The sequence below is a fragment of the Methylobacterium sp. J-026 genome, assembly GCF_022829585.1.
In the GTDB taxonomy this organism is placed as follows: Bacteria; Pseudomonadota; Alphaproteobacteria; order Rhizobiales; family Beijerinckiaceae; genus Methylobacterium.
Window position 1 is genome coordinate 78,118 of record NZ_JAKSYC010000156.1, and the last position, 21,313, is coordinate 99,430.

Here is a 21,313-nt window from a genome sequence, read left to right on the forward strand (position 1 = left end):
TCGTCGCGGCACCCTGGGCGCGCCGCCGCCGGGACCTCGCACCGATGGGACGGCGAATCCAGTCCCCGCCGGACCGTCAGACCTTCCGGGTCATCCCGAAGCCGGCCCGCACCGCCCGGGCCCGGTTCCCGCGCGTCTGCCGGGCCCGGCTGCGCCACGCGAGGATGGCGGTCGCGGTCCGGTCCAGGAGCAGCATGCACAGGCTGCCGACGATCGCCAGCACGCAGGCGGCGCCGATCAGCACGCCCCAGATCCCGGGAGCCGGGATGACCATCAGGCACAGCAGGCCGAAGATGGCCGCGCCCGGTATCCACTTCGCCATCGCGCCGCCGCCTGAGACCGGTGGGATTTCGTCTTGAGGGATCCTGTGCCGAGGGACTTAAAATCGATTGCCAGTCGTTTGGATCTCGCAGAGATTTGTCACTTCGACCGGTATTTTCGTATTGATAGGTTTATGATCGGTAACACATCGCCACGGATAGCGGCCGATCCGGGCCTGGATGTCCGGAACGATGCGCTAATCGGCCGGCGGCAGGGTCCGGCCTTCGCTGACGAGGTGGTAGAACCGGCCGTCGAACATCTGCATCACCGCCTCGGTGGCGGCGTGGGATTCCGGGCGGATCGAAGAGGCCAGGCAGGCGTCGAGGGCCGCTTGGTCCAAAAAATCCATCTCCAGGATCATGGCGATCGGCCGCGCGTCGGGATCCTTGGAGACGAGACGCTGGACCCGCACCGCGGTCACCCCCGGGAAGCGCCGCCAGAACGGCTCCAGCTCCTCCCGCACCCGGCGGAAGAACGCCTCGTCCTGGCCGTCGCGCACCGTGCCCTCGTAGATCGCGGTTCTGGTGAGCATCGGGCGTCTCCTGAGGGATCCTCCGTCAACGGCCGGCGGCCGGGATCGCTCCCGGCCGGTGACAGCACGCACCCGCTGTCCGCCGAACGGGCAGGATGCGGGGAATCCGGGCTTCTCCCGCGCGGCCGAATCGGCGTATCGAGGGATCAGCCCATCGCGACGATGCGGGAGAGACCGGGATCGCCCCACAGAGGGGGACCCGGCGCCGACGGAGCAACCGCCCCGGAAACTCTCAGGCACCGGAACCGTGTCGTCAGGGCGATCTGGAGAGCGGTGCAGCGGGGATACCCGTGGGCACCCGCCGAAGGGGACGTTCGCGTGGAGCCTTGCCAGGGCCGCGCGGATCAAGCTCTCAGGCATCGGGACAGATGGGGCGCGAAAACCGGCCGACCGCGTGAGGGCGGCCTTCCCGCGTCCAGACGTTCCGGAGTTCCCGACCCATGACCCATATCGCCGTGATCGGCGCCGGCATCACCGGCGTGACGACCGCCTACGCGCTCACCCAGCGCGGCTACCGCGTCACCGTCCTCGACCGGCAGCGCTACGCCGCCATGGAGACCTCCTTCGCCAATGGCGGCCAGCTCTCGGCCTGCAACGCCGAGGTCTGGAACAAGCTCTCCACCGTGCTCCACGGCGTCCAGTGGATGCTGCGCCGCGACGCGCCGCTGCTGATGAATCCCGCCCCCTCCTGGCACAAGCTGTCCTGGATGGCGGAGTTCATGCGGGAGATCGCCCATTACCGGGAGAACACCGTCGAGACCGTGCGGCTGGCGCTGAAGGCGCGGGCGGCCCTGTTCGCCATGGCGGAGGCGGAGGGCATCGATTTCGACCTGAAGACCCGCGGCATCCTGCATTTCTACCGGGACCGGGCGAGCTTCGAGAAGGCGCATGCCGTCAACGCCCTGCTGCGGGAGGGCGGGCTCGAGCGCCACGCCGTGACCCCCGAGGAGATCCGCACCCTCGAGCCGACCCTCGCCGGGACCTATCACGGCGGCTTTTTCACGCCCTCGGACGCCACCGGCGACATCCACAAGTTCACCCGCGGCCTCGCCGCCGCCTGCGCCCGCAAGGGTGTCCGCTTCATCCAGGATGCCACCGTCGAGACGATCGCGCCGGGGGAGGGGGGCTACGCCATCGGCTGGCGGCAGGCGGGCCAGCAGTCCGACCGTCCGGCCGGCGCCCAGCAGGTCCTGCACGTCGACGCCGTGGTGATCTGCGCGGGCTGCGCCAGCCGGCACTTCGCCGCGATGCTCGGGGACCGGGTCAACGTCTATCCGGTGAAGGGCTACTCGATCACCGTGAACCTGATGACGCCGGAGGCGCAGCGGGCGGCCCCCGAGGTGAGCATCCTCGACGAGGCGGCCAAGATCGTCACCAGCCGCCTCGGCGACGCGCGCCTGCGGGTCGCCGGCACGGCCGAGTTCAACGGCTTCAACCGCGACATCCGCCACGACCGGATCCAGCCGCTGGTCGATTGGACCCGGGAGCAGTTCCCGCTGGTCGACACCGACCGGGTGGTGGCCTGGAGCGGCCTGCGCCCGATGCTGCCGAACATGCTGCCCAAGGTCGGCCGGGGCCGCCTGCCGGGGGTCTTCTACAACACCGGGCACGGCCATCTCGGCTGGACGCTGTCCGGCGCCACCGCCGAGATCGTCGCCGGGGCGCTCGCCGCCGCGCATGCCCCGGAGGGGACCAGCCTGCCGCTCGCGGCCTGACCACCGCGGCGACCGGCGAAAACGATCCCGGTCCGGGGCCGGCCATACGGGGCCGGACCGGGATGAAACGCGCCGTCCTTTCGGGGGGACGGACGGCGCGTTTCCCCAGATTATTTTGTATTCTATCATCGAGACGCCCCGGAACCCGAGCCGCGATGCCCGCGCCCCCCGCCTATCTCGATCCCGTCACCCGGGAGACCTACCCGATCGAGACGCCCCGCTGGCGGGCGGATTCGGGCGGCCCGCTGATGATCACCGACCTGCCGGGGATCGGCCGGGACGCGATCGACACGGGGGTGCGGTCCCTCTGGCGCTACGCCGCCGCGCTGCCGGTGGCGGTGACCGACCCGGTCACGCTCGGGGAGGGCTGCACGCCGCTGGTGCGGCGGCCCTGGCGGGGCGGCCACGCCCATTTCAAGCTCGAATGGTTCGCCCCCTCGGGCAGCTTCAAGGATCGCGGCGCGTCCGTGATGCTGTCGATCCTGCGCCAGCAGGGGATCGACGCGGTGCTGGAGGATTCCTCGGGCAATGGCGGCGCCGCGGTGGCGACCTACGCGGCCGCCGCCGGGATGCGGGCCAGGATCCTGGTCCCGGCCTCGACCTCCCCGGCCAAGACCGTGCAGATGCGCGCCGCCGGCGCCGAGGTCGAGCTGGTCCCCGGCACCCGCCAGGACACCGCCGACGCCGCGATCCGGCAGTCCGACACGATCTTCTACGCCAGCCACAATTGGCAGGCCCATTTCCTCCAGGGCACCAAGACCCTCGCCTACGAGCTCTGGGAGGATCTGGGTTTCTCCGCGCCCGACAATGTCATCATCCCCTGCGGCGCGGGCAGCAACGTGCTCGGCTGCGACATCGGCTTCTCGGAGCTGCTGCGCCGGGGCGCGATCACCCGCCTGCCCCGCCTCTACGCGGTGCAGCCCGCCCATTGCGCGCCCCTGCACGCGGGGTTCACGGCCGGCGCCGCGGATTACGCGCCCGTCACCCCGCGCCCGACGCTGGCCGAGGGCGCATCGATCGCCCAGCCCGTCCGGGGCCGGGCGGTGCTGGCGGCCCTGCGCCGGTCCGGCGGCGGCACCGTGGCGGTCTCCGAGGCCGCGATCGAGGCGGCCCTGATGGCGCTCGCCCGCTCGGGCCTCTACGTCGAGCCGACCTGCGCGATGGCCGCGGCGGCGCTCACCGACCTCACCGCCGGCGGTGCGATCCGGCCCGGGGAGACCACCGTGGTGGTGCTGACCGGCACCGGCATCAAGGCGACGCCGCGCATCGCCGAGCTTCTGGGCCTCGCCCCCTGACGGGACCCGCCAATACAGATCCGGAGGAAACACCATGCGCAACAACATCCCCGCCAGCGTCGGAATGCCGGTCGAGGAGGTCGACACCCCCTGCCTGCTGGTCGATCTCGACGCCCTCGAGCGCAACATCGACACGCTCGGCCGCTTCATGACGGAGCACGGCCTGCGCCACCGGGCCCACGCCAAGACCCATAAATCCTCCGACATCGCGGTGATGCAGATCGAGCGGGGCGGCGCCTGCGGCATATGCTGCCAGAAGGTCAGCGAGGCCGAGGCTCTGGTGAGCGCCGGCATCCGCGACGTGCTGGTCTCCAACCAAGTGACCGCGCCGAGGAAGATCGAGCGCTTGGCGGCCCTGGCCAAGCGGGCGCGGGTGCTGGTCTGCGTCGACGATTCCGGCAATGTCGACGCCCTCTCGGCGGCGGCCGTGACGTACGGCGTCACCCTCGAATGCCTCGTGGAGATCGATGTCGGCGCCGGCCGCTGCGGGGTCGCCCCGGGCGCGCCCGCTTTGGCGATCGCCAAGAAGATCGCGGCGGCGCCGGGGCTGACCTTCGCGGGCCTGCAGGCCTATCAGGGCAAGGCCCAGCACGTGCGCGACTACGCCGAGCGCAGGGCCCTGATCCAGGCGGCGATCGACGACACGAAGCGCACCGTCGACCTGCTGAAGGCGGAGGGTCTCGCCTGCGCCATCGTGGCGGGGGCCGGGACCGGCAGCTTCGCCCTGGAGGGCGGCAGCGGCGTCTACAACGAGCTGCAATGCGGCTCCTACGTCTTCATGGACGCGGATTACCAGCGGGTGAAGGACGCCGAGGGCCGGCCGATCGCGGATTTCGAGAACAGCCTGTTCATCTACACGGCGATCATGAGCAAGGCGAAGGCGGATGTCGCGATCTGCGATGCCGGCCTGAAGGCGCAGAGCATCGACAGCGGCCTGCCGAAGGTCTTCGGCCGGGACGACGTCGAATACATCAAGTGCTCGGACGAGCACGGGGTGCTCAGCGATCCCGGCAACGTCCTCAAGCTCAACGAGCGCCTGAAGCTGATCCCCGGCCATTGCGACCCGACGGTCAACGTCTACGACTGGTACGTGGGCGTGCGGAACGGCCGGGTCGAGGCGATCTGGCCGGTCACCGCCCGCGGCATGACCCTGTGACGCCACGCGTGCCGTAACGGGTTCCCAAAGGGCTTCGGCCCTTTGGCGGGGTATCGGGGCGGCGCCCCGATACCGGGCGAAGCCCGGCAGCAGGGCTCTGCCCTGCACCCGCGAAAGGTCCCGACCTTTCGAAACCATGACTTGGGAGGTCCATGAATCCATGCGCTTCATCTCGGAGGACGAATCGGCGGCGCTGGTCGATCACGCCATGGCGTTCGAGGCAGCCCGGGAGGCACTGGTCGCGGCGGTCGCCCCCGGCACCGTCCTGTTCCCGGCGGTGCTCGGCCACGGCTCGGAGCCGGCCAACCGGTTCTCGATCAAGTCGGGCTCGACCGCCGCCTATGCCGGCCTGAAGGTCGGCTCGTTCTGGCCCGGCAACCCGGACCGGGGCCTGCCCCGGCACAATTCGGTGATCCTGCTGTTCGACCAGGCGGTCGGCCGCATCGACACGGTGATCGAGGCGGGCCGGGTCAACGCCTACCGCACCGCCGCCGCCGACGCGGTGGCGGCCAGCGTCCTGGCCCGTCCGGATTCCACGGTGCTCGCCGTGTTCGGGGCCGGAAACCAGGCGGCGTTCGAGTGCGCGGCGCTCGCCCGGGTGCTGCCGATCCGCCAGGTCCTGGTCGTGGCCCGGGACACGGCCAAGGTCGCGGGCTTCGCCGAGCGCTTGGCGGGGCAGGGGGGATCCGGGATCGCGGTGCGGGCCGCCGCCGCCCGGGAGGCCTGCGCGGCCGCCGACGTGATCGTCACGGCGACGCCGGCGCGCGCCCCGCTGTTCGAGGACGCGTGGGTCCGGCCCGGCACGCATGTCGCCGCCATGGGGGCGGACGCGACGGGCAAGCAGGAGCTGCCCCCCGCCCTGCTGGAGCGGGCGCAGCTGTTCTGCGACCTGCCGGAGCAGGCGCGCACCCTCGGCGAGTTCCAGCACGCCTCCGCGCGCGCCCTGGCGGGCCTGCGGGCGATCGGCGACGTGCTCCGGGCCGGGGAGGGGGGCCGGACCGATCCGGAGGCGATCACGGTGTTCGACTCCTCCGGCATCGCCCTGCAGGACCTGACCATCGCCCGGGCGATCCTGGCCAAATGGGCGTCCAGAGGGCATGACCCCTCCGGCGGGTGATCGGGGCGCAAGCCCCGCACCCGCAAACGGTCGGGGCCCCTTTGAAACCGGGATTGCGCATGCAGGACAGGCAGATCCGGGTCATCGGGATCGGCACCGGCGATCCCGAGCACCTGACCCTCCAGGCGGTGCGGGCGCTCTCCGACATCGACGTCGTGTTCGTGCTCGACAAGCGCGCCGAGACCGCCGACCTCGTGGCGATCCGCAAACGGATCTGCGCGGCCCATATCCGGAAAGCCCACCGGGTCGTCACCGTGGAGGACCCGCCCCGGGAGCGCCGGCCGGCCGATTACGGGAGCACCGTCGAGGCCTGGCACGCGGCCCGGGCCGAGCGGCTGGAGGCGGCCTTCGCGGCGGAGCTCGGGGCCGGGCAGATCGGGGCGATCCTGGTCTGGGGGGACCCGGCCCTCTACGACAGCATCCTGCGGATCCTCGACCGGATCGCCGCCCACGGACGCGTGGCCTTCGCCCGCACGGTGATCCCCGGCCTGTCCAGCGTGCAGGTGCTCGCCGCCCGCCACGGGGTGCCGCTGAACGGCATCGGCGGCGCGGTGCTGATCACCACCGGCCGGCGCCTCGCGGCCGGCTGGCCCGACGGCGCCGACAGCGTCGTGGTGATGCTCGACGGCGATCCGAGTTTCGCCCATCTCGATCCGGACCTGGCGATCCACTGGGGCGCCTATCTCGGCGGCCCGGACGAGATCCTGATCGCCGGCCGGCTGGGCAGCGTGGGCGACGAGATCCGCCGGATCCGGGCGGAGGCCCGCATCCGGCACGGCTGGATCATGGATATCTACCTGCTGCGCCGTGACCGCGCCGCCGCGGACAGCGGGGACGCGGCCCGCTGATCGGAACCGGAGACGACGCACGACGCGGCGCCCCGGTCGGCCCCTGGTCAGTCGGGGATCGCGAAGCCGATCGACAGGCACAGGGCCGCCACCGCCGTCAGGGCCATTGCGGCCTGCCGGACCTGACGCCAGCGCGCGTTGCGCGCACGTTCCTCGGAACTGGCGCCCAGCTGCAATTCGTCGTCGAACCCCCTCACGAAGGAGTCGAAGTTCGGGAAGGCCCGGCGCGCGAGCCAGATCCACACGCCGACGGCGACGAGGCTGAAGGCCCAGCCCCCGTAGGTAAACGCATCGTCCAGCATCCGGCGCGTGCCTCTGAGCCTACGCCCCCCTCGCCACCCGTTCTACGGAAGGTTGAGGAGTTTGCCTAGGCGGGACAGCGGCGTCCGCGGCCGGTTTGGTGTTTCCGAACGTGTCCGGCGCAACGCCCCGGAACCCCGTCGCGCCGCTCCGCGACGCTCAGGCCCGGCCCAGGGCGTAGAGGGTGATGGCGGCGGCGTTCGAGACGTTGAGGCTGCGGATCGCCCCCGAGAACGGGATCCGGGCCAGGACGTCGCAGCAGCCCCGGGTGCGCTCGCGCAGGCCCTTGCCCTCGGCGCCCAGCACGATCACCAGCGGCCGGGCCACCGTCAGCGCGTCGAGGCTCTCCGGCGCGTCGGAATCGAGCCCGACCCGCGTGAACCCCCGCTCGCCCAGGGCGATCAGCGCCTCGGCGAGGTTCCGGACGGTCACGAACGGCACGTGCTCCAGCCCGCCGGAGGCGGATTTCGCCAGGACCCCGGTGGCGCCCGGCGCGTGGCGCGCGGTGGTGAGGATGCCCGACACCCCGAAGGCCGCGGCGGTGCGCACGATGGCCCCGACATTGTGCGGGTCGGTGATCTGGTCGAGGGCCAGCAGCAGGGCGTCGGCCGGCAGGTCGTCGAGCCCGGGGGCGGGCAGGGGCTCCGCCTCGAGATAGAGGCCCTGGTGGACGGCGTCCGGGCCGAGCAGCCGGCCGATCTCGCTCGGGCGGACCAGTTCCGGGGTGATCCGCAGGGCGCCAACGAACTCCGCCTCCAGCCGCGCGGCCGCGTTCTCGGTGGCGAGCAGCCGATGCAGGCCGCGGGCCGTGTTGCCGAGCGCCTGGACCACGGGATGCCAGCCGTAGAGCACCGCAGGTCCGTCGTCGTCGAGGTCCCGCCGTGGTCCCTTCGTGAAGGACCGGTTCCCGGGCCGGATGCCCGGCCCCCGGGGTCCGGACGGACGGGGGCGGGGCGGCCGGCCTTCGGGGGAACGGCCGTCGGTGCGGCGGTCCGTCATCGGAACGCGATCGGGAAGGGGGGCATCGGCTCGGCCTTTCTGAAGGCCCTCTCGGGCGCTCCCGAGAAACCGGGCGGCGCGGTCCGCGTCAAGGCGCCCGTGGGCGACCGGGTCGGGAGCGGGGATGCGGCCGTGCCGTGGTCCCGGGCGGATCCGGGATGTGGACAAGACCGGCATATTCCCTTGAAACCATGTGCAGACGTGCCCGCCAAGAGGTGCGTTCGTCAGAACGAACGAGCTCCGACGCACTAGGAAGATTATCTGTAAGAATCTCTCAGAGAGTCAGTTCAGCAAGCTATATGGGGTGCGAAATTCGTGAGCTGCGCCAGGGGATTGAGCCTGTTTCTCGTATCCGACTCTGCGCGGTCGCGCATCGAACTCTGCGCCCGGACGTATCGGAGTCTGCGCCGGTGCGGCACGGCGGCGTATCGGAGTCTGCGCGGCGGCGTATCCGATTCGGCGCGGATTCGAGCCGGGCGCGGTGGATAGCGGGGACGGAATGCGCACCCCCGGCCGTATCGAACTCTGCGCCGGATGCGGCGACCGATCCGGGCCGTATGCAAGTCTGCGCGCTCGGCTGTCCGCGGCCCGGGGAAACGGGGCGGGAAGCGGGGATTACCGGGACAAGCCGGACCGCCCCCGGACTTCGGCGGCCGAATCGTGGCATGGCAGGATCGGGCCGCCCTCCCGTCTGCCGGGAAGGCGCGCGTCCGTGCGATTCGGGCCGAGGGGCGATGGGCATCGAGGAGAAGATCGCCGACATCCACGATCCGGACCTGCGGGCCGAGGTCGAGGCGGCGCGCGGCGGCTTCCTGTTCGCGCAGATCGTCGAGCACGTCCTGCATCGCCAGCGCGAGCGCGACGCACAGGCCGCCCTCCTGGGGGAGGCGGAACTCCGCCGCGCCGCCCTCTCGCGCGACCAGCGCCGCCGCGACGCCGTGCGGCTCGTGATCGAGAGCGAGCCGGCGCTGCCGTCGAGCCTCCAGCACATCCACTCGGTGCTGGCCCTGTGCGGCCTGCCCTACCGCGACCCCGGGCCGGTCCGCGAGTTCTCGCGGACCTACGGGCGCAACTCGCTCAGCCTGATCGCCGGACGGATCAAGGACCCCGAGACCGGCGCGTTCACGCCCCAGGGGCTGCCCTACGGGCCGAAGGCCCGGCTGGTGCTGCTCCACCTCTGCACCGAGGCGGTACGCCAGCGCAGCCCCACCGTGAAGGTCGCCGAGACCCTGTCGGGCTTCATGCGCGAGATGGGCTTCGCGGTCACGGGCGGCGAGCGCGGCACCATCCGCCAGTTCAAGGAGCAGCTGAACCGCCTGGCCGCCTGCTCCATGCAGATCGGCCTCTGGGACGGGCGCGACAGCGCCACCACCCTCAACGTCCCGCCCTTCCGCAGCCTGGAACTGTGGCGCCCCCGCGCCGGCGAGGGCGACGACACCGCGGGGCGCACCGTGCGCTTCGATCCGGAATTCTACGAGACCCTGATCCGGCACGCCCTGCCGGTCGACGTCCGGGCCGCCCGCGCCTTCTCGGGCTCGGCGCGCAAGCTCGACCTCCTGTTCTGGACCGGCTACCGGCTGCGGTCCCTGCAGCGGCCGCTGCGGCTGACATGGTCCAACCTCCACGCGCAGTTCGGCGCCGAGAACGCCTCGATCCGCAGCTTCCGGCAGGCGTTCAAGGCGGATCTCGCCCACCTGCGCGAGGTCTTCCCCCGCCTGCCGATGATGCTGGACGACGGCGGCCTGACCCTGCACCCGGCCGATCCGAGCGCGCTGCTGGTTCCGCCCCGGCCGGCGGCCAAGGGAATACGGGCGCGGCGCTGAGGGACCGGCCCGGCCGGTGGGCGGCGATCCCTGACACGCGCGGCAGACCGCGCTCGATCCGTGAGCCGGCCGGGTACCGGACAATCATGATGGAATATTCCGGACGGCTACGCAGGGAAGATAGCGATCTCTGTTCCCTAGAAAGGGAAAGCGTGTATGTTCCCTCCGACGAGAGGGAATGGCCGATGGGATTGTCCGACGCCGAGATCGCGATGCGGCTCGAAGCCCTGCGCCGGCAGCGCGAGGCGCTCGATCGGGACATCGCGGATCTCATCCTGTACCGCGACCTCGGCCGCCGCCTGGGGGCAGGGGCCGCGACCCGTGACCGGACGCCCGAACCGGGTGCCGGCCCCGCCGACGGTCCGGCGCCCGAGCCGGTCCCGCTCCCCGCGCCGCCGATCGCGGCACGCGCGTCCGGCGGCGGATCCTCCGGGACCGCGGAGACGCGCGGGGCGGTCCCGCCGGCCGTGGCCTTCACGGAGGATGCGGCCGGTGCCCGGCGCTACGGGCGGGCCCTGGTCCAGGCCGCCTGCACGGCGATCGCGCAGGCGGGCCGGCCGCTGCACGCAGCCGAGATCCTGGAACGCCTCCTGGGCCAGGGCTTCACCCTGCCGGGCCGGGATCCCGTGGCGGCCCTCAACACCCGCCTGTGGAAGCGGTCCGGCCCGGGCGGACCTTTGCGCCGCGTCGGCGAGGCCACCTATGCGCTGGCAACCCCGGATTCGACGCCCGCGTGACCCTGCGCGGACGGGTCACGAACGCGTGACGGATCGCCGGCCGCGGGGCCGGGTCCCCCATATTGGGGTCGCGCGGCGGGCGAGCCGGATCGTACCGTCGCCGCGGCAGGGCGATCCGCCGTCTCGAAGGCGGCGGCATGGACCGTGCCGGAGATGGGCCGTTCGGGCCGGGGAGGGGACCATGGGCGGGATCGACCGGGATCGGAGCCCCGGAGGCGGGTGGTGACGCCGGCCCTCGTGAGCCCGGCGGCGCAGGCCTGCGCGTTCGTGCTCGGTTGCGCGGTGATCCATGCCGCCCGGGCGCACGCGGAACTCCTCACGCGCCTGCTCGTCGCCGCGGCGATCGGCGCGGCCGTGCTGGTGCTGCTCGTCGCCTCCCTCGCCTACGCGCCGGGGGCCGACGAGACCTTCGACGAGGTTTCGGTCTACGCGGCCTCGTGAGCCCCGCGCCGGACCGGCCGGCTCAGTTGATCAGGCAGAAGCCGGCGCCGGTCCCGACCCGGCGATCCTGGGCGCACCAGGGCCGGGCGGGCCCGGACTTCAGGTCGGCGAGCGCCTGTTTCCCACCCGGATCGCCGCGTGCCGCGCGGACCCCGAGGGGGGACTGGCCGGCCCTGGCGCCGACCGGCACGGCCGGGCCGGCGTCGGGGCGGCCGGCATCGGCTCCCCGTTCGGGCGCAACGAGGCTCGGCTGCATCAGATCGGGGGGCGCCAGGGTTGCGAGCCCCGGCATGTCCTGCGCGGCGGCGGCGCCGCACAGGATCAGACAGGCGGCGGGCGCCGCGAGGAACCTGAGCATCGACGAAGCTCCTGCCGAGAATGACCCTGTCGGCCAGGCCTGCGCAGCAGGACCGACCGGCGGGGCGACCCTAGGCGGTGGCGCGTTAAGAGCGTGCCAAGATTTAGGATTAACCAAGTCCCAAGTTCGTATATCGGTCTGGTCTATGAAAACGATCGGACCCTGCCGGATGTGCGGCCGATCGATACGTTCGATTCCCCGGGCGCGACGGCCTATCCCGACCGCCGGGGGCGGCACCGTCCGGGGCGATGCGGGAGCCGCTGACGGAGCGACCGGGCGCGCGTGCCGCGCGGTCCCCGAAGTGACCCCCGATCCGGCTGAGCGGTGGTGACCGGCCACCGCACCGACCCGGGGCTCTGCCCCGAGACCCCGCCAAAGGGATGATCCCTCCGGAATCCACGCGATCGGGTCGACAGGCGATCCTGCGCGGCAACGGGCGCGATCACAGTCCATCATCCTGATCCCGACCTTCAGGACGATGCCCTCGGGCCACGATCTCACCGTGGCCCCATCCCGGGCGACCACCGCCAAGGCCGGCAGGCGACCGGAGCGGCGTCCGACCTGCGGGGAGGGGACCCAACCGGCCCTGCCCCCGATCGACGGCGCGGTCCGATCCGTCCAGCCACGGGGCTGCCTCCGACTCAGAGGCGGACGATCTCCGACACCGCCGTCCCGGCGGAGCGGCGGCCCGGCTTCGGTCCGGCGACGCCGGAACCGCCGACAGACCGAAAGACGACACCCCGGCTGCTCTCGGCCCATGCCCATCCGGAATTCGCATAAGATATATTATGGAACTAAACACATCGATGCGGCGGGGTGAGGGGGCCTGGATCGCCGTTCGGCAAAAATCCGGCCTTCGGGAAATCTGGCCTTAGGAAATCCAGCCTTCGGGAACGCTGCGGCGGACGGGGCGGCGTGCTCCGCCGGACCCGCCGAGGCTGCGCTGCATCCGCACCGGGCCGACCGGGCGAGGGCGGTCCCGGTCCCCTCCCCGCGCGGATGTCACGCGTCGTACCCGGGCCGCCGCCGCACAGCGCCGAGAATCCGCCCGTCCGGCGCCCGGCACTCGATCTGCTCCGACAGCCGGCCGGGCCGGATCCGGATCGCCGCCGGCCGGGTCAGGCAGGCGGCGCGGTCTAGGAACCCGGCTGCGGTCATCGGCGCGTCCCGGCCGCCGCCGAGGCCGCGCCACCAATGCACCGCCTTCTCGCGCTCGTAGCCGCTCCGCTCGGGTCGCAGGCGCACGTGCCAATCGGCCTCCGCGGCGCCGTCCCGCCAGCCGATCACGAGGTCGAGTCCGTCCGGCGCGGCCTGCAGGCTCAGCCCCGTGACCGGATGCCAGGCGGGCTCCGGCACGGGGGCAGGGCCGCCCGGTCCGATGCCGTGCCCGCCGAGATCGGTCGAGAGGATCGGCAGCGCGTCGTCGGCCGCCGCGTCGTGCGGGGGCAGGGCCTCCGCCTCCGGCTCGGTCCAGCAGGCCTCGCAGGTCGAGGCGTTGAGGGCGATCAGGGCACCGCAGCCGGGGCAGGGCTTGGCGCGCAGGCCCCCTGCCCCGCCGCGCAGCTGGCCCTGGACCTCGGCGGCGCTCCGGACGGTGACGGCGTCCACCGGGCCGTGCATCCGCACCAGCCCGGCATAGTCGAGGATCAGCGCGTCGGCCTTGTCCGGCGCGCAGCGCAGCGCCCGGCCGACCTGCTGCACGTAGAGCCCGGTGCTGCGGGTCGGGCGCAGGAGCGCCACGAGATCGACCTCGGGAACGTTGAAACCGGTGCCGAGTACCCCCACCGAGGTCAGGCAGCGGGTCCGTCCGGCCCGGAACCCCGCCACGATCCGGTCGCGCTCCCGGCGGGGCGTCTCGCCCGAGACAGTCTCGCAGGCATAGCCCTCCGCCCGCACGGCGTCGCGCACGGAATCGGCATGGGCGAGGCCGGCGCAGAAGGCGAGCCACGCCCGCCGCCCCCGGCCATAATCCACCAGTTCCGCGACCGCGGCCCGAGTGATCCCGTCGCGGTTGACCGCCGCCTCCAGCTCCCCCGGGATGTAGTCGCCCCCGCGCCGTCCGACCCCGGAGACGTCGAGCTGGGTCAGCGTCGCCTTGGACACGAGGGGCGCCAGAAACCCCCGCCGGATCAGGTCGAACGTGTCGGCCTCGTAGGCGATTCCGGAGAACAAGCGGCCCGCGCCTTCGTCGAGGCGACCGGAATCGAGGCGGTAGGGGGTCGCGGTGAAGCCCGCCACCCGCAGGCCGGGGGTCGCCGCCCGCAGGCCCGCCAGGAACCGGCCGTAGCGGGTGTCGGCGGCGCGGGGGATCAGGTGGGCCTCGTCGACGATCACGAGGTCGCGCGGACCCACCGCGTCGAGCCGGTCGGCCACCGACTGGATGCCGCAGACCAGCACCTGCGCCCCGGCCTCCCGCCGCCGGAGCCCGGCGGAGAAGATCCCGGCCGGCGCCTCCGGCCAGTAGCGGGTCAGTTCGGCAAAGTTCTGGGCGACGAGCTCGCGGCTATGGGTGACGATCGCCACCCGGGCGCGGGGGTTTTCGGCGAGCGTCTCCCGGGCGAGGGCGGCGATGACCAGGGCCTTGCCGGCCCCGGTGGGCAGCACGACCAGGTGGCCGGGCGCCGCCGCGTCGCCCCCTCCCCGCCCCCAGGCGGCCGAGAGCGCGTCGAGGCTGGCGCGCTGATAGTCCCGCAGGCGCAGCATGGCGGCGGTCTGGAGCATCGTCCCGAAGGATGGTCACCGGGTTTCGGAGAAAGACGATGCGGTGTCAAAGGCCGACGGCCTCGGCCCGGTTCCGATCTCGGGGCCGGGGCCGGGGACCTGCGCGGCGATCGCCCCCGCGGTGGTGAGCCAGATCCGGTCCCGGTGGGCCGCGATGTGGGCCAGCGCCGCCCGGAGCGGCCGCAGCCGGTGGGGCTGCCCGACGATGTAGGGGTGGAGCGCGATCCCCATCACCAGGGGGGCCGTGGCGGATTGCTCCAGCATCTCGTCGAAGGCGTCGACGAGCGCGTCGGCGAACTGGCGGCCCGTCTCCTTGCGGGCGACGATCGCCGGGATGTCGTTGAGTTCCTGCGGGTAGGGCACGGCGAGGATCCGGCCGCCGCCGCGGGTCGCCATCCAGGTCGGCTGGTCGTCGTGGCACCAGTCGAGCAGGTAGCGGTAGCCGGCCTCGGCGAGCAGGTCTGGCGTGACCCGCGACTGGGAGATCCACGGGCCGAGCCAGCCCGCGGGCGCCCGGCCCTCCTGCCGGGTCAGGATCGCGGTGGCCTCCGCGATCAGGGCGCGCTCCTCCGCCTCCGGCAGCGTCCCCTGGCGCTCGGCATTGGTGCGGCCGTGGCCGACGATCTCGTCGCCCCGCGCCCGGAAGGCCTCGATCAGGCCGGGGCAGTCCCGGTACAGCCGACTGTTCACCAGGACGCTCGCCGGCAGGGCCAGGGCCTCGAGGGTGTCGCGCAGCCGCCACGCCCCGATCCGGTTGCCCCAGTCGCGCCAGCCGTAGTTCAGCACGTCGGGCTGCGGGCCGCCCGGGGCGAGTTCGGCCCCGAGCCCCGCCCCGAAATCGAAGGTCTCGAGATTGAGCCCGACATAGACCGCGAGCCGCCGCCCGCCGGGCCAGTCGTAGACCGGCCGGTCGGGAAGGGCGCTGTAGGCGTAGCGGCCGTGCCGGGGATCATCCATCGCGGGGTCCGGGGTTCGGATCAGATCCCCGCGCGATAGGGCGGCGTATCGGCGATAATCATGGTTTCGAAAGGTCGAGACCTTTCGCGGGTGCAGGGCAGAGCCCTGCGGTACGGCTCTTCCACCCCCTCGCGAGGGCGTGGAAGAGCCGTTCGTCGGGGTTTCACCCCGACACCCCACCAAAGGGCACGCCCTTTGGGATCCCCTGATTTCAGGTCCGGCAGGTCGCGATCAGGCGGCGCACGAAGCCCGCGCAGGCGTCGAGCTCGGCCCGGGTCACGTACTCGTCGGCCCGGTGGGCGCGGGCGATGGAGCCGGGGCCGATCACCACGGCGGGCACGCCGCCGAGCCGCTCGAACAGGCCGCCCTCCGTCCCGTACGAGACCTTGGAATGGCCGTTGCGGCCGGCGAGCCCCTTGGCCAGGGTCACGATCGGCGCCTCCGGGTCGGTGTCGAGGCCCGGATAGTCGATCAGCGGCTCGACTTCGACGCCGCAGGCCGGGTCCACGGCCCGCATCAGCGGCGCCAGCGTGTCGGTGGCGTAGGCGATCGCCGAAGCCGCCAGGGCCCCGGCATCGTCCGCGCCGATCGCCCGGTACTCGAAGCTGACGCTGCAGGTGTCGGGCACGATGTTGAGCGCCGCGCCGCCCTGGACCACGCTCGACAGGCCGGTGGTGTGGGGGACGTCGTAGAGGCCGTCGCGGGCGCCGTCCCGGGCGAGCGCCTCCGCGGACAGCCGGACATGCTCGATGAACCGGGCGGCGTATTCCACCGCGTTGACGCCCTGGGGCGCCAGGGCCGAGTGGCTGGCCTTGCCCCGGAAGGTGAGGCGGGCGGCGGCCTTGCCCTTGTGGCCGACCACCACCTCCATCCCGGTGGGCTCGCCCACGAAGCAGCCGAGCGGCCGGGGTACGCGCTCCAGCATCCGGGCGATCAGCGGCCGCACCCCGAGGCAGCCGACCTCCTCGTCGTACGAGATCGCGAGGTGGAGCGGGGTGGCGAGGTCCGCCGCCGCCATCTCGGGCAGGAGCGCGAGGCAGACCGCCAGGAACCCCTTCATGTCGGAGGTGCCCCGCCCGTAGAGCCGGCCCCCCGCCTCCCGCAGGGTGAACGGGTCCGACGACCAGGGCTGGCCCGCCACCGGCACCACGTCGCTGTGGCCGGAGAGCACGTAGCCGGGGCGGCTCGCGAACGGGCCGAGGCTGACGAGCAGCGCGGCCTTCCGGCCGGTCTCGTCCGGCACCCGTTCCACCGCGGCGCCGTGGCGGCGGCAATAGGCCTCCGCCCAGTCGATCAGCGGCCGGTTCGAGCGGTCGCTCACCGTATCGAAGCCGACGAGGGTTGCCAGCAGCGCCACCGGGTCGGGGGCCTCGGCGGCGCGCGGGGCGGCGTTCTGTCCGGGCTCTGTCATGGACCGCGCGAATCATCAGGAGGGACCGGCCGGGACTGTACGGGGTTTTCGGCCGTCGGGGGATCCCGGAACCGGAGGACCGCCCGCCGCGTAGCTGCCGGTGCAGGCCCCTCCCGTCGAGCCCGAGACCCATGCGCCCCCCGCCCAAGGCGATCTTCCCGGCCCTGATCCTCCCCCTCCTCCTGCTGACCCTGGCCCGCGCCGAGGCCCGGCCACAGCCGGGGCGGCATCCACGGCCGGCCTCCGAGATGGACCGGACGCTCGCCCGGATGGCCGACCGCGACCGGCTGCGGGACTGGCGGGCCTGGCAGGAGCCGCGGCCGTTCGCCCGGATCTTCGCCCCGGCCACGCGCGAGCGGGTCGCGGCGCCGCCCTTCACGGGCTGGGGCTACGGCGGGACGATTCCGGGAGCCTGGCCGGGTTACTGACCCGCCTCGACCCGATCCCGGCATCCTGCCATGGTGCGGGTGATGGGGATGCCGGAGACAACCCACGATGGTTCTGGACTTCCGCCTGGACGATCCGACCCCCGCCGATCCGCGCCGCCACTGGACCGCCCTCGATCCGGAGGCGCGGGACGCCTGCTACGACAACACCCGCGCGGTGGCCGACAGCGCCCGGCAGATCGCGGCCCGGGACGCCGCCTCGGCCGCCTACCGGGCCGCGCATCCGGGGCATCTCGACCGGCCCTACGGCCCGGGCGCCCGCAACGCCCTCGACCTCTATCCGGCCCGGGACGGCACCGCGCCCTGCCTGGTCTTCCTCCACGGCGGCTACTGGCAGCGGGGCGCCCGGGAGCTGTTCGCCTGCTTCGCGGAAGGACCGAACGCCGCCGGCTGGTCCGTGGCGATGGTCGGCTACACCCTCGCCCCGGAGGCGCGCCTCACTCAGATCGCGGCCGAGATCGGCACGGCCCTCGACTGGCTCGCCGCGCAGGGGCCCGCCCACGGGATCCGCGGCCCCCTGGTGCTGTCGGGCTGGTCGGCGGGGGCGCTGCTCACCGCGGTGCAGCTCGGCCACCCGGCCGTGGCGGCGGGGCTCGCCATCTCGGGCGTCTACGATCTCGCGCCGATCCGCCAGACCGGTCTCGACGCCAAGCTCGGCCTCAGCGACGCGGAGGTCGAGACCCTCTCGCCCCTGCGCCTGCCGGCGGTGGGCAAGCCCCTGTGCATCGCCTACGGCACCGGCGAACTGCCGGCTCTGATCCACGATGCCCGCAACCTGCATGCCCTGCGGGCGGCCGCCCACGCCCCCGGGCCGCTGCTGCCGGTGCCCGGAGCCGAGCACTTCTCGGTCCTCGACGCCCTGCGCCGGCCGGACGGGATCCTGGTCCGGGCGGCCCACGCCCTGCTGGTGGGCTGAAGGATCCGGGGCGGCCGGGTCATATTTGCAACTCAGGATGGAGATTCCGCATCCCCCTGAGGCGCCGCACCCTTGTTGCGCCCACCGGTGCGTGCTCAGACGGTGGGACGACGGCTTGAAGTCGAGAAGGCTTGGTCGACGGAGACGGGCCGGATCCGCGGGAGATCGGATGCAAGCGGTCGCGCGATCGAAATCCCCTTCTGCAGCCCCTTCTGCGACCGCGTCTACGGCCGGGCCGGCCGATCCCCCGGGCCGGACCGATCCGCGCCGCGGGTTTCCGGTGCCGCGGCTGCGCGTGGTCCTGGCGCTGGGCTTCGGCACCCTCGGCTTCCTGGCCACCCTGGCACTCGCCGCCCTGGTGAGCCGCGAGGCGAGCCGCCGCCTCGAGGCGGAGGTCGGCGGCCAGCTCGCCGAGATCGCCGGCCAGATGGCCCGCAGCCTCGATCTCGGGATGTTCGAGCGCTGGCGCGACATCCAGATCGCCGCGGCCTCGGACAGCCTGCGCGATCCCGGCATCGGGCCGGCCGCCAAGCGCGCCCTGATGGAACGCATGCAGGCGACCTATCCGGCCTACGCGATCATCGGGCTGATCGATGCGGACGGGCGCGTCGCGGTGACCAGCACCGGGGCCCTGGAGGGGACGGACGTCTCCGGCCGGTCCTATTTCCGCCGCGGCCGCGAGACCCCGTTCGTGGAGGACGTGCACCCGGCCAAGCTCCTGCAGGCGGTCTTGGCCCCGGGCCATGCGGCCCGTGAACCCGGTCCCGTCCATGAGCCCGGCCCTGCCCATGAACCCCGCCCCGTCCATGAACCCCTGCGCCTCCTCGACGTCGCGGCCCCGGTCCGGGCCGCGGACGGGCGCGTCGTCGGCGTGCTCGCCGCCCATCTCGACTGGACCTGGGCGCGCGACATGGCCCGCACCCTCGAAGGCTCGCTCCGGGGTCGCCGCGAGGGGGCCGAGATCCTGATCCTGGCCCGCGACGGCACCGTGCTCCTCGGGCCCCCCGCCCTGCTGGGCGGCCCCCTGCCCCGGGACGCGCTGGCGGGCGGGCGGGTCCTCGACCCGCAGGGCACGAGCCGGGTCGGTCCCTGGCCCGATGGCACCGCCTATCTCAGCGCGCGCGCCGCGACGGCGGGCTACCGCGACTATCCCGGCCTCGGCTGGCAGGTGGTGGTGCGCCAGACCGCCGACCGGGCCCTGGCGGCGGCGGCGGCCCTGCGCGGGGACATCCTGGCGGCGGGCAGCGCGGTGGCGCTCGCGGCGGCGCTGCTCGCGTGGCTGCTCGCCGGCCTGATCGCCCGCCCCCTGCGGGACTTGGCGGCCGCGGCCGGGGCGCTGGGCCGCGACCGACCCCTGCCGCCGCTCCCCCGCTCCCTCGTGTGCGAGGGCGAGATGATCGCCGACGCCCTGGGCGCGGCGGCCGACGAGCTCGCCCGGCGCGCGGAGGCCCACCGGCTGCTGATCGACGAGCTCAATCACCGGGTGAAGAACACCCTGGCGACCGTGCAGTCGATGGCGGCCCAGAGCCTGCGCAATCTCGGCGGCGGGGCCGCGGCTGGGCGCGACGCCTTCGAGGCGCGGCTCCTCGCCCTGTCGCGCGCCCACGACATCCTGACCCGGGAGAGCTGGGCGAGCGCGGATCTGCGCAGCGTGGCCGACCAGGCCGTCCGTCCCTTCCTGGGGGAGATTTTTCCCGCGGAGGCCGCCTCCGGCGGGGCGTCGCCCCGCCTGTCCCTGGAGGGCCCCGACCTGCGGCTGCCGCCCGAAGGGGCGCTCGCGCTCACGATGATCCTGCACGAATTGTGCACCAACGCGGTCAAGCACGGCGCCCTGTCGGTCCCGGGGGGCCGGGTAGCGCTGGCCTGGACGCTGGAGACCGGTCCGGGCGCCCGGACCCTGCGGCTGAGCTGGCGCGAGCGCGGCGGTCCCCCGGTCGTGCCCCCGGCCCGGACGGGATTCGGCACGCGCCTCCTGGAGCGGGGCCTGGCGGGTCGAAACTCGGCCCGTCTCGCCTACGAGGCCGACGGCTTCGTCTACGTGGCGGCGGTCCCCCTGCCGGTGGCCCGCGCGGAGGCCGTGGCACCGCCGCCGGGCCTGCGGGCCAGGCAATCCCGCTCCTGATCCCGCTCTTGATCTCGTTCCTGGCCCGACAGCGGAACGCGACCCGCGCTCTCATGGCCCCGGACCCGGGAGGCGCTCGGCGGCGCGGGACGATCGATCCGCGGCGCGCGTCCGCTGGCTGAACCCGTCAAACCCGCGCGGGCGTGCCGAGAGGCGTGCGCGCACCGGGTCGATCCGAGGCGGAGGATCGGGAAGCTCCGCCTGGTCCCGTGTCGGGACGCACATCCGACCGTCCCGGCGGTGCCTATGCCCATGGTCGCTCCGACGGCCCGGGCACGTGCCCGACGTCGGCGGATGACCGTGCGGGACGACGCGATCGGGCCGGGCTCCGTCCCGGGCGGCCGCATCCCCCGCTCCCCCCGACCCCCCACCGTCAGGGATCCCGTCATGAACAGCCTCATCCAGGGCATCGCCAGCTTCCAGGGCACCGTCTTCCCCGGCCAGCGCGCGATGTACGAGCAGCTCGTGCGCGACGGGCAGCACCCGAGCGCGCTGGTCATCGCCTGCGCGGATTCCCGCGTCTCCCCCGAGCACATCACCCAGGCGGGGCCGGGTGATCTGTTCGTCTGCCGCAACGCCGGCAACATCGTGCCCCCGGCCTCCGACGTGATCGGCGGCGTCTCCTCGGCGATCGAGTACGCCGTGGTGGCGCTCCAGGTGCGCGACATCGTGGTCTGCGGCCATTCCGATTGCGGCGCGATGCACGGGCTGATGAACCGGAATCTCCTGGCGCGGATGCCCAGCGTCGCGGCCTGGCTGCGCCACGCCGAGGCCGCCGAGCGGATCGTCTGCGAGGCCTATCCCGAGGACATGGACGCGAAGGCCCGCCACCACGCCCTGGCCCTCGAGAACGTGGTGGTGCAGCTCGCCAACCTGCGCACCCATCCGAGCGTCGCGGCCGCGCTGGCCAAGGGGAGCCTGCGCCTGCACGGCTGGTTCTTCGAGATCGAGACCGGCGCGCTCCTGGCCTATGACGGCGCGGGCGGGCGCTTCCGGCCGATCGCCGGATCCGACATGCCCGTGGCCCAGGATTCCGGCGCGCGCCGCCGCCTGCGGGCGGCCTGAGCGGGCCCGGCGCAGGGGAGCCCGAGAAGGCCC

General features: G+C 73.3%; 20 protein-coding genes and 2 riboswitches. Of the genes, 12 read left to right on the plus strand and 8 right to left on the minus strand.

The genetic code is table 11. The features are described 5' to 3' along the window. Positions 1 to 76: 76 nt before the first annotated feature. Complete coding sequence (locus MKK69_RS14555) at positions 77 to 322, minus strand: hypothetical protein (protein ID WP_243968801.1); 246 nt, start codon at positions 320 to 322, stop codon at positions 77 to 79. Between the two features lie 195 nt (positions 323 to 517). Next, the gene (locus tag MKK69_RS14560) at positions 518 to 853 is read right to left on the minus strand and encodes a hypothetical protein (RefSeq protein ID WP_243968804.1); all 336 of its coding nucleotides are present in this window, start codon (positions 851 to 853) and stop codon (positions 518 to 520) included. Between the two features lie 155 nt (positions 854 to 1,008). Beyond that, positions 1,009 to 1,111: riboswitch (glycine riboswitch) on the plus strand. Between the two features lie 3 nt (positions 1,112 to 1,114). After that, a riboswitch (glycine riboswitch) is annotated at positions 1,115 to 1,223 on the plus strand. A 70-nt stretch (positions 1,224 to 1,293) separates the two neighbouring features. On the opposite strand from MKK69_RS14560, the gene MKK69_RS14565 reads away from it, so the two are divergent. From MKK69_RS14565 to cobF, 5 genes are all read left to right on the plus strand, one after another. Continuing rightward, the gene (locus tag MKK69_RS14565) at positions 1,294 to 2,568 is read left to right on the plus strand and encodes a D-amino acid dehydrogenase (protein ID WP_243968805.1); all 1,275 of its coding nucleotides are present in this window, start codon (positions 1,294 to 1,296) and stop codon (positions 2,566 to 2,568) included. Positions 2,569 to 2,723: 155 nt separating this feature from the next. Then, the gene (locus tag MKK69_RS14570) at positions 2,724 to 3,863 is read left to right on the plus strand and encodes a pyridoxal-phosphate dependent enzyme (protein WP_243968807.1); all 1,140 of its coding nucleotides are present in this window, start codon (positions 2,724 to 2,726) and stop codon (positions 3,861 to 3,863) included. A gap of 34 nt (positions 3,864 to 3,897) precedes the next feature. Beyond that, on the plus strand, positions 3,898 to 5,019 hold the full coding sequence (locus MKK69_RS14575; protein ID WP_243968809.1) for a DSD1 family PLP-dependent enzyme: 1,122 nt from the start codon (positions 3,898 to 3,900) through the stop codon (positions 5,017 to 5,019). A gap of 160 nt (positions 5,020 to 5,179) precedes the next feature. Next, positions 5,180 to 6,136: an ornithine cyclodeaminase family protein gene (locus MKK69_RS14580; RefSeq protein WP_243968811.1), complete on the plus strand. Its 957-nt coding sequence runs from the start codon at positions 5,180 to 5,182 to the stop codon at positions 6,134 to 6,136. Positions 6,137 to 6,195: 59 nt separating this feature from the next. Then, positions 6,196 to 6,984 carry a precorrin-6A synthase (deacetylating) gene (gene cobF / locus MKK69_RS14585; protein ID WP_243968813.1) on the plus strand — a complete coding sequence of 263 codons (789 nt, stop codon included), beginning with the start codon at positions 6,196 to 6,198 and terminating at the stop codon, positions 6,982 to 6,984. A 47-nt stretch (positions 6,985 to 7,031) separates the two neighbouring features. On the opposite strand, the gene MKK69_RS14590 is transcribed toward cobF, so the two are convergent. Both MKK69_RS14590 and MKK69_RS14595 read right to left on the minus strand, forming a co-directional pair. After that, positions 7,032 to 7,286 (minus strand): hypothetical protein, encoded by a 255-nt coding sequence (locus MKK69_RS14590; RefSeq protein WP_243968815.1) that lies wholly within the window; start codon positions 7,284 to 7,286, stop codon positions 7,032 to 7,034. Between the two features lie 157 nt (positions 7,287 to 7,443). Further along, positions 7,444 to 8,283: a TrmH family RNA methyltransferase gene (locus MKK69_RS14595; RefSeq protein ID WP_243968816.1), complete on the minus strand. Its 840-nt coding sequence runs from the start codon at positions 8,281 to 8,283 to the stop codon at positions 7,444 to 7,446. A 734-nt stretch (positions 8,284 to 9,017) separates the two neighbouring features. On the opposite strand from MKK69_RS14595, the gene MKK69_RS14600 reads away from it, so the two are divergent. The 3 genes from MKK69_RS14600 to MKK69_RS14610 all read left to right on the plus strand — a co-directional run bounded on the left by MKK69_RS14600 (position 9,018) and on the right by MKK69_RS14610 (position 11,284). Continuing rightward, entirely contained in the window at positions 9,018 to 10,106 is a 1,089-nt protein-coding gene (locus MKK69_RS14600; protein WP_243968818.1) for a replication protein RepA, read from the plus strand. Positions 10,107 to 10,291: 185 nt separating this feature from the next. After that, entirely contained in the window at positions 10,292 to 10,843 is a 552-nt protein-coding gene (locus MKK69_RS14605; protein WP_243968820.1) for a winged helix-turn-helix domain-containing protein, read from the plus strand. Positions 10,844 to 11,065: 222 nt separating this feature from the next. Continuing rightward, on the plus strand, positions 11,066 to 11,284 hold the full coding sequence (locus MKK69_RS14610) for a hypothetical protein (RefSeq protein WP_243968822.1): 219 nt from the start codon (positions 11,066 to 11,068) through the stop codon (positions 11,282 to 11,284). Positions 11,285 to 11,306: 22 nt separating this feature from the next. On the opposite strand, the gene MKK69_RS14615 is transcribed toward MKK69_RS14610, so the two are convergent. From MKK69_RS14615 to argE, 4 genes are all read right to left on the minus strand, one after another. Beyond that, positions 11,307 to 11,642 (minus strand): hypothetical protein, encoded by a 336-nt coding sequence (locus MKK69_RS14615; protein ID WP_243968824.1) that lies wholly within the window; start codon positions 11,640 to 11,642, stop codon positions 11,307 to 11,309. A 1,002-nt stretch (positions 11,643 to 12,644) separates the two neighbouring features. After that, entirely contained in the window at positions 12,645 to 14,345 is a 1,701-nt protein-coding gene (locus tag MKK69_RS14620; protein ID WP_243968868.1) for a DEAD/DEAH box helicase, read from the minus strand. 33 nt (positions 14,346 to 14,378) lie between these two features. Continuing rightward, entirely contained in the window at positions 14,379 to 15,320 is a 942-nt protein-coding gene (locus MKK69_RS14625; RefSeq protein WP_243968826.1) for a polysaccharide deacetylase family protein, read from the minus strand. A gap of 211 nt (positions 15,321 to 15,531) precedes the next feature. Next, entirely contained in the window at positions 15,532 to 16,731 is a 1,200-nt protein-coding gene (gene argE / locus MKK69_RS14630) for an acetylornithine deacetylase (protein ID WP_243968828.1), read from the minus strand. 131 nt (positions 16,732 to 16,862) lie between these two features. Between argE and MKK69_RS14635 the strand changes: the two genes are divergently transcribed. The 4 genes from MKK69_RS14635 to MKK69_RS14650 all read left to right on the plus strand — a co-directional run bounded on the left by MKK69_RS14635 (position 16,863) and on the right by MKK69_RS14650 (position 21,280). Beyond that, positions 16,863 to 17,159, plus strand: coding sequence for a hypothetical protein (locus MKK69_RS14635; protein WP_243968830.1), 297 nt, complete (start codon positions 16,863 to 16,865; stop codon positions 17,157 to 17,159). Positions 17,160 to 17,226: 67 nt separating this feature from the next. Next, positions 17,227 to 18,093 (plus strand): alpha/beta hydrolase, encoded by an 867-nt coding sequence (locus tag MKK69_RS14640; RefSeq protein ID WP_243968832.1) that lies wholly within the window; start codon positions 17,227 to 17,229, stop codon positions 18,091 to 18,093. A gap of 169 nt (positions 18,094 to 18,262) precedes the next feature. Continuing rightward, positions 18,263 to 20,215: a sensor histidine kinase gene (locus tag MKK69_RS14645; protein ID WP_243968834.1), complete on the plus strand. Its 1,953-nt coding sequence runs from the start codon at positions 18,263 to 18,265 to the stop codon at positions 20,213 to 20,215. 387 nt (positions 20,216 to 20,602) lie between these two features. Then, entirely contained in the window at positions 20,603 to 21,280 is a 678-nt protein-coding gene (locus MKK69_RS14650) for a carbonic anhydrase (RefSeq protein WP_243968836.1), read from the plus strand. Positions 21,281 to 21,313 lie beyond the last annotated feature (33 nt).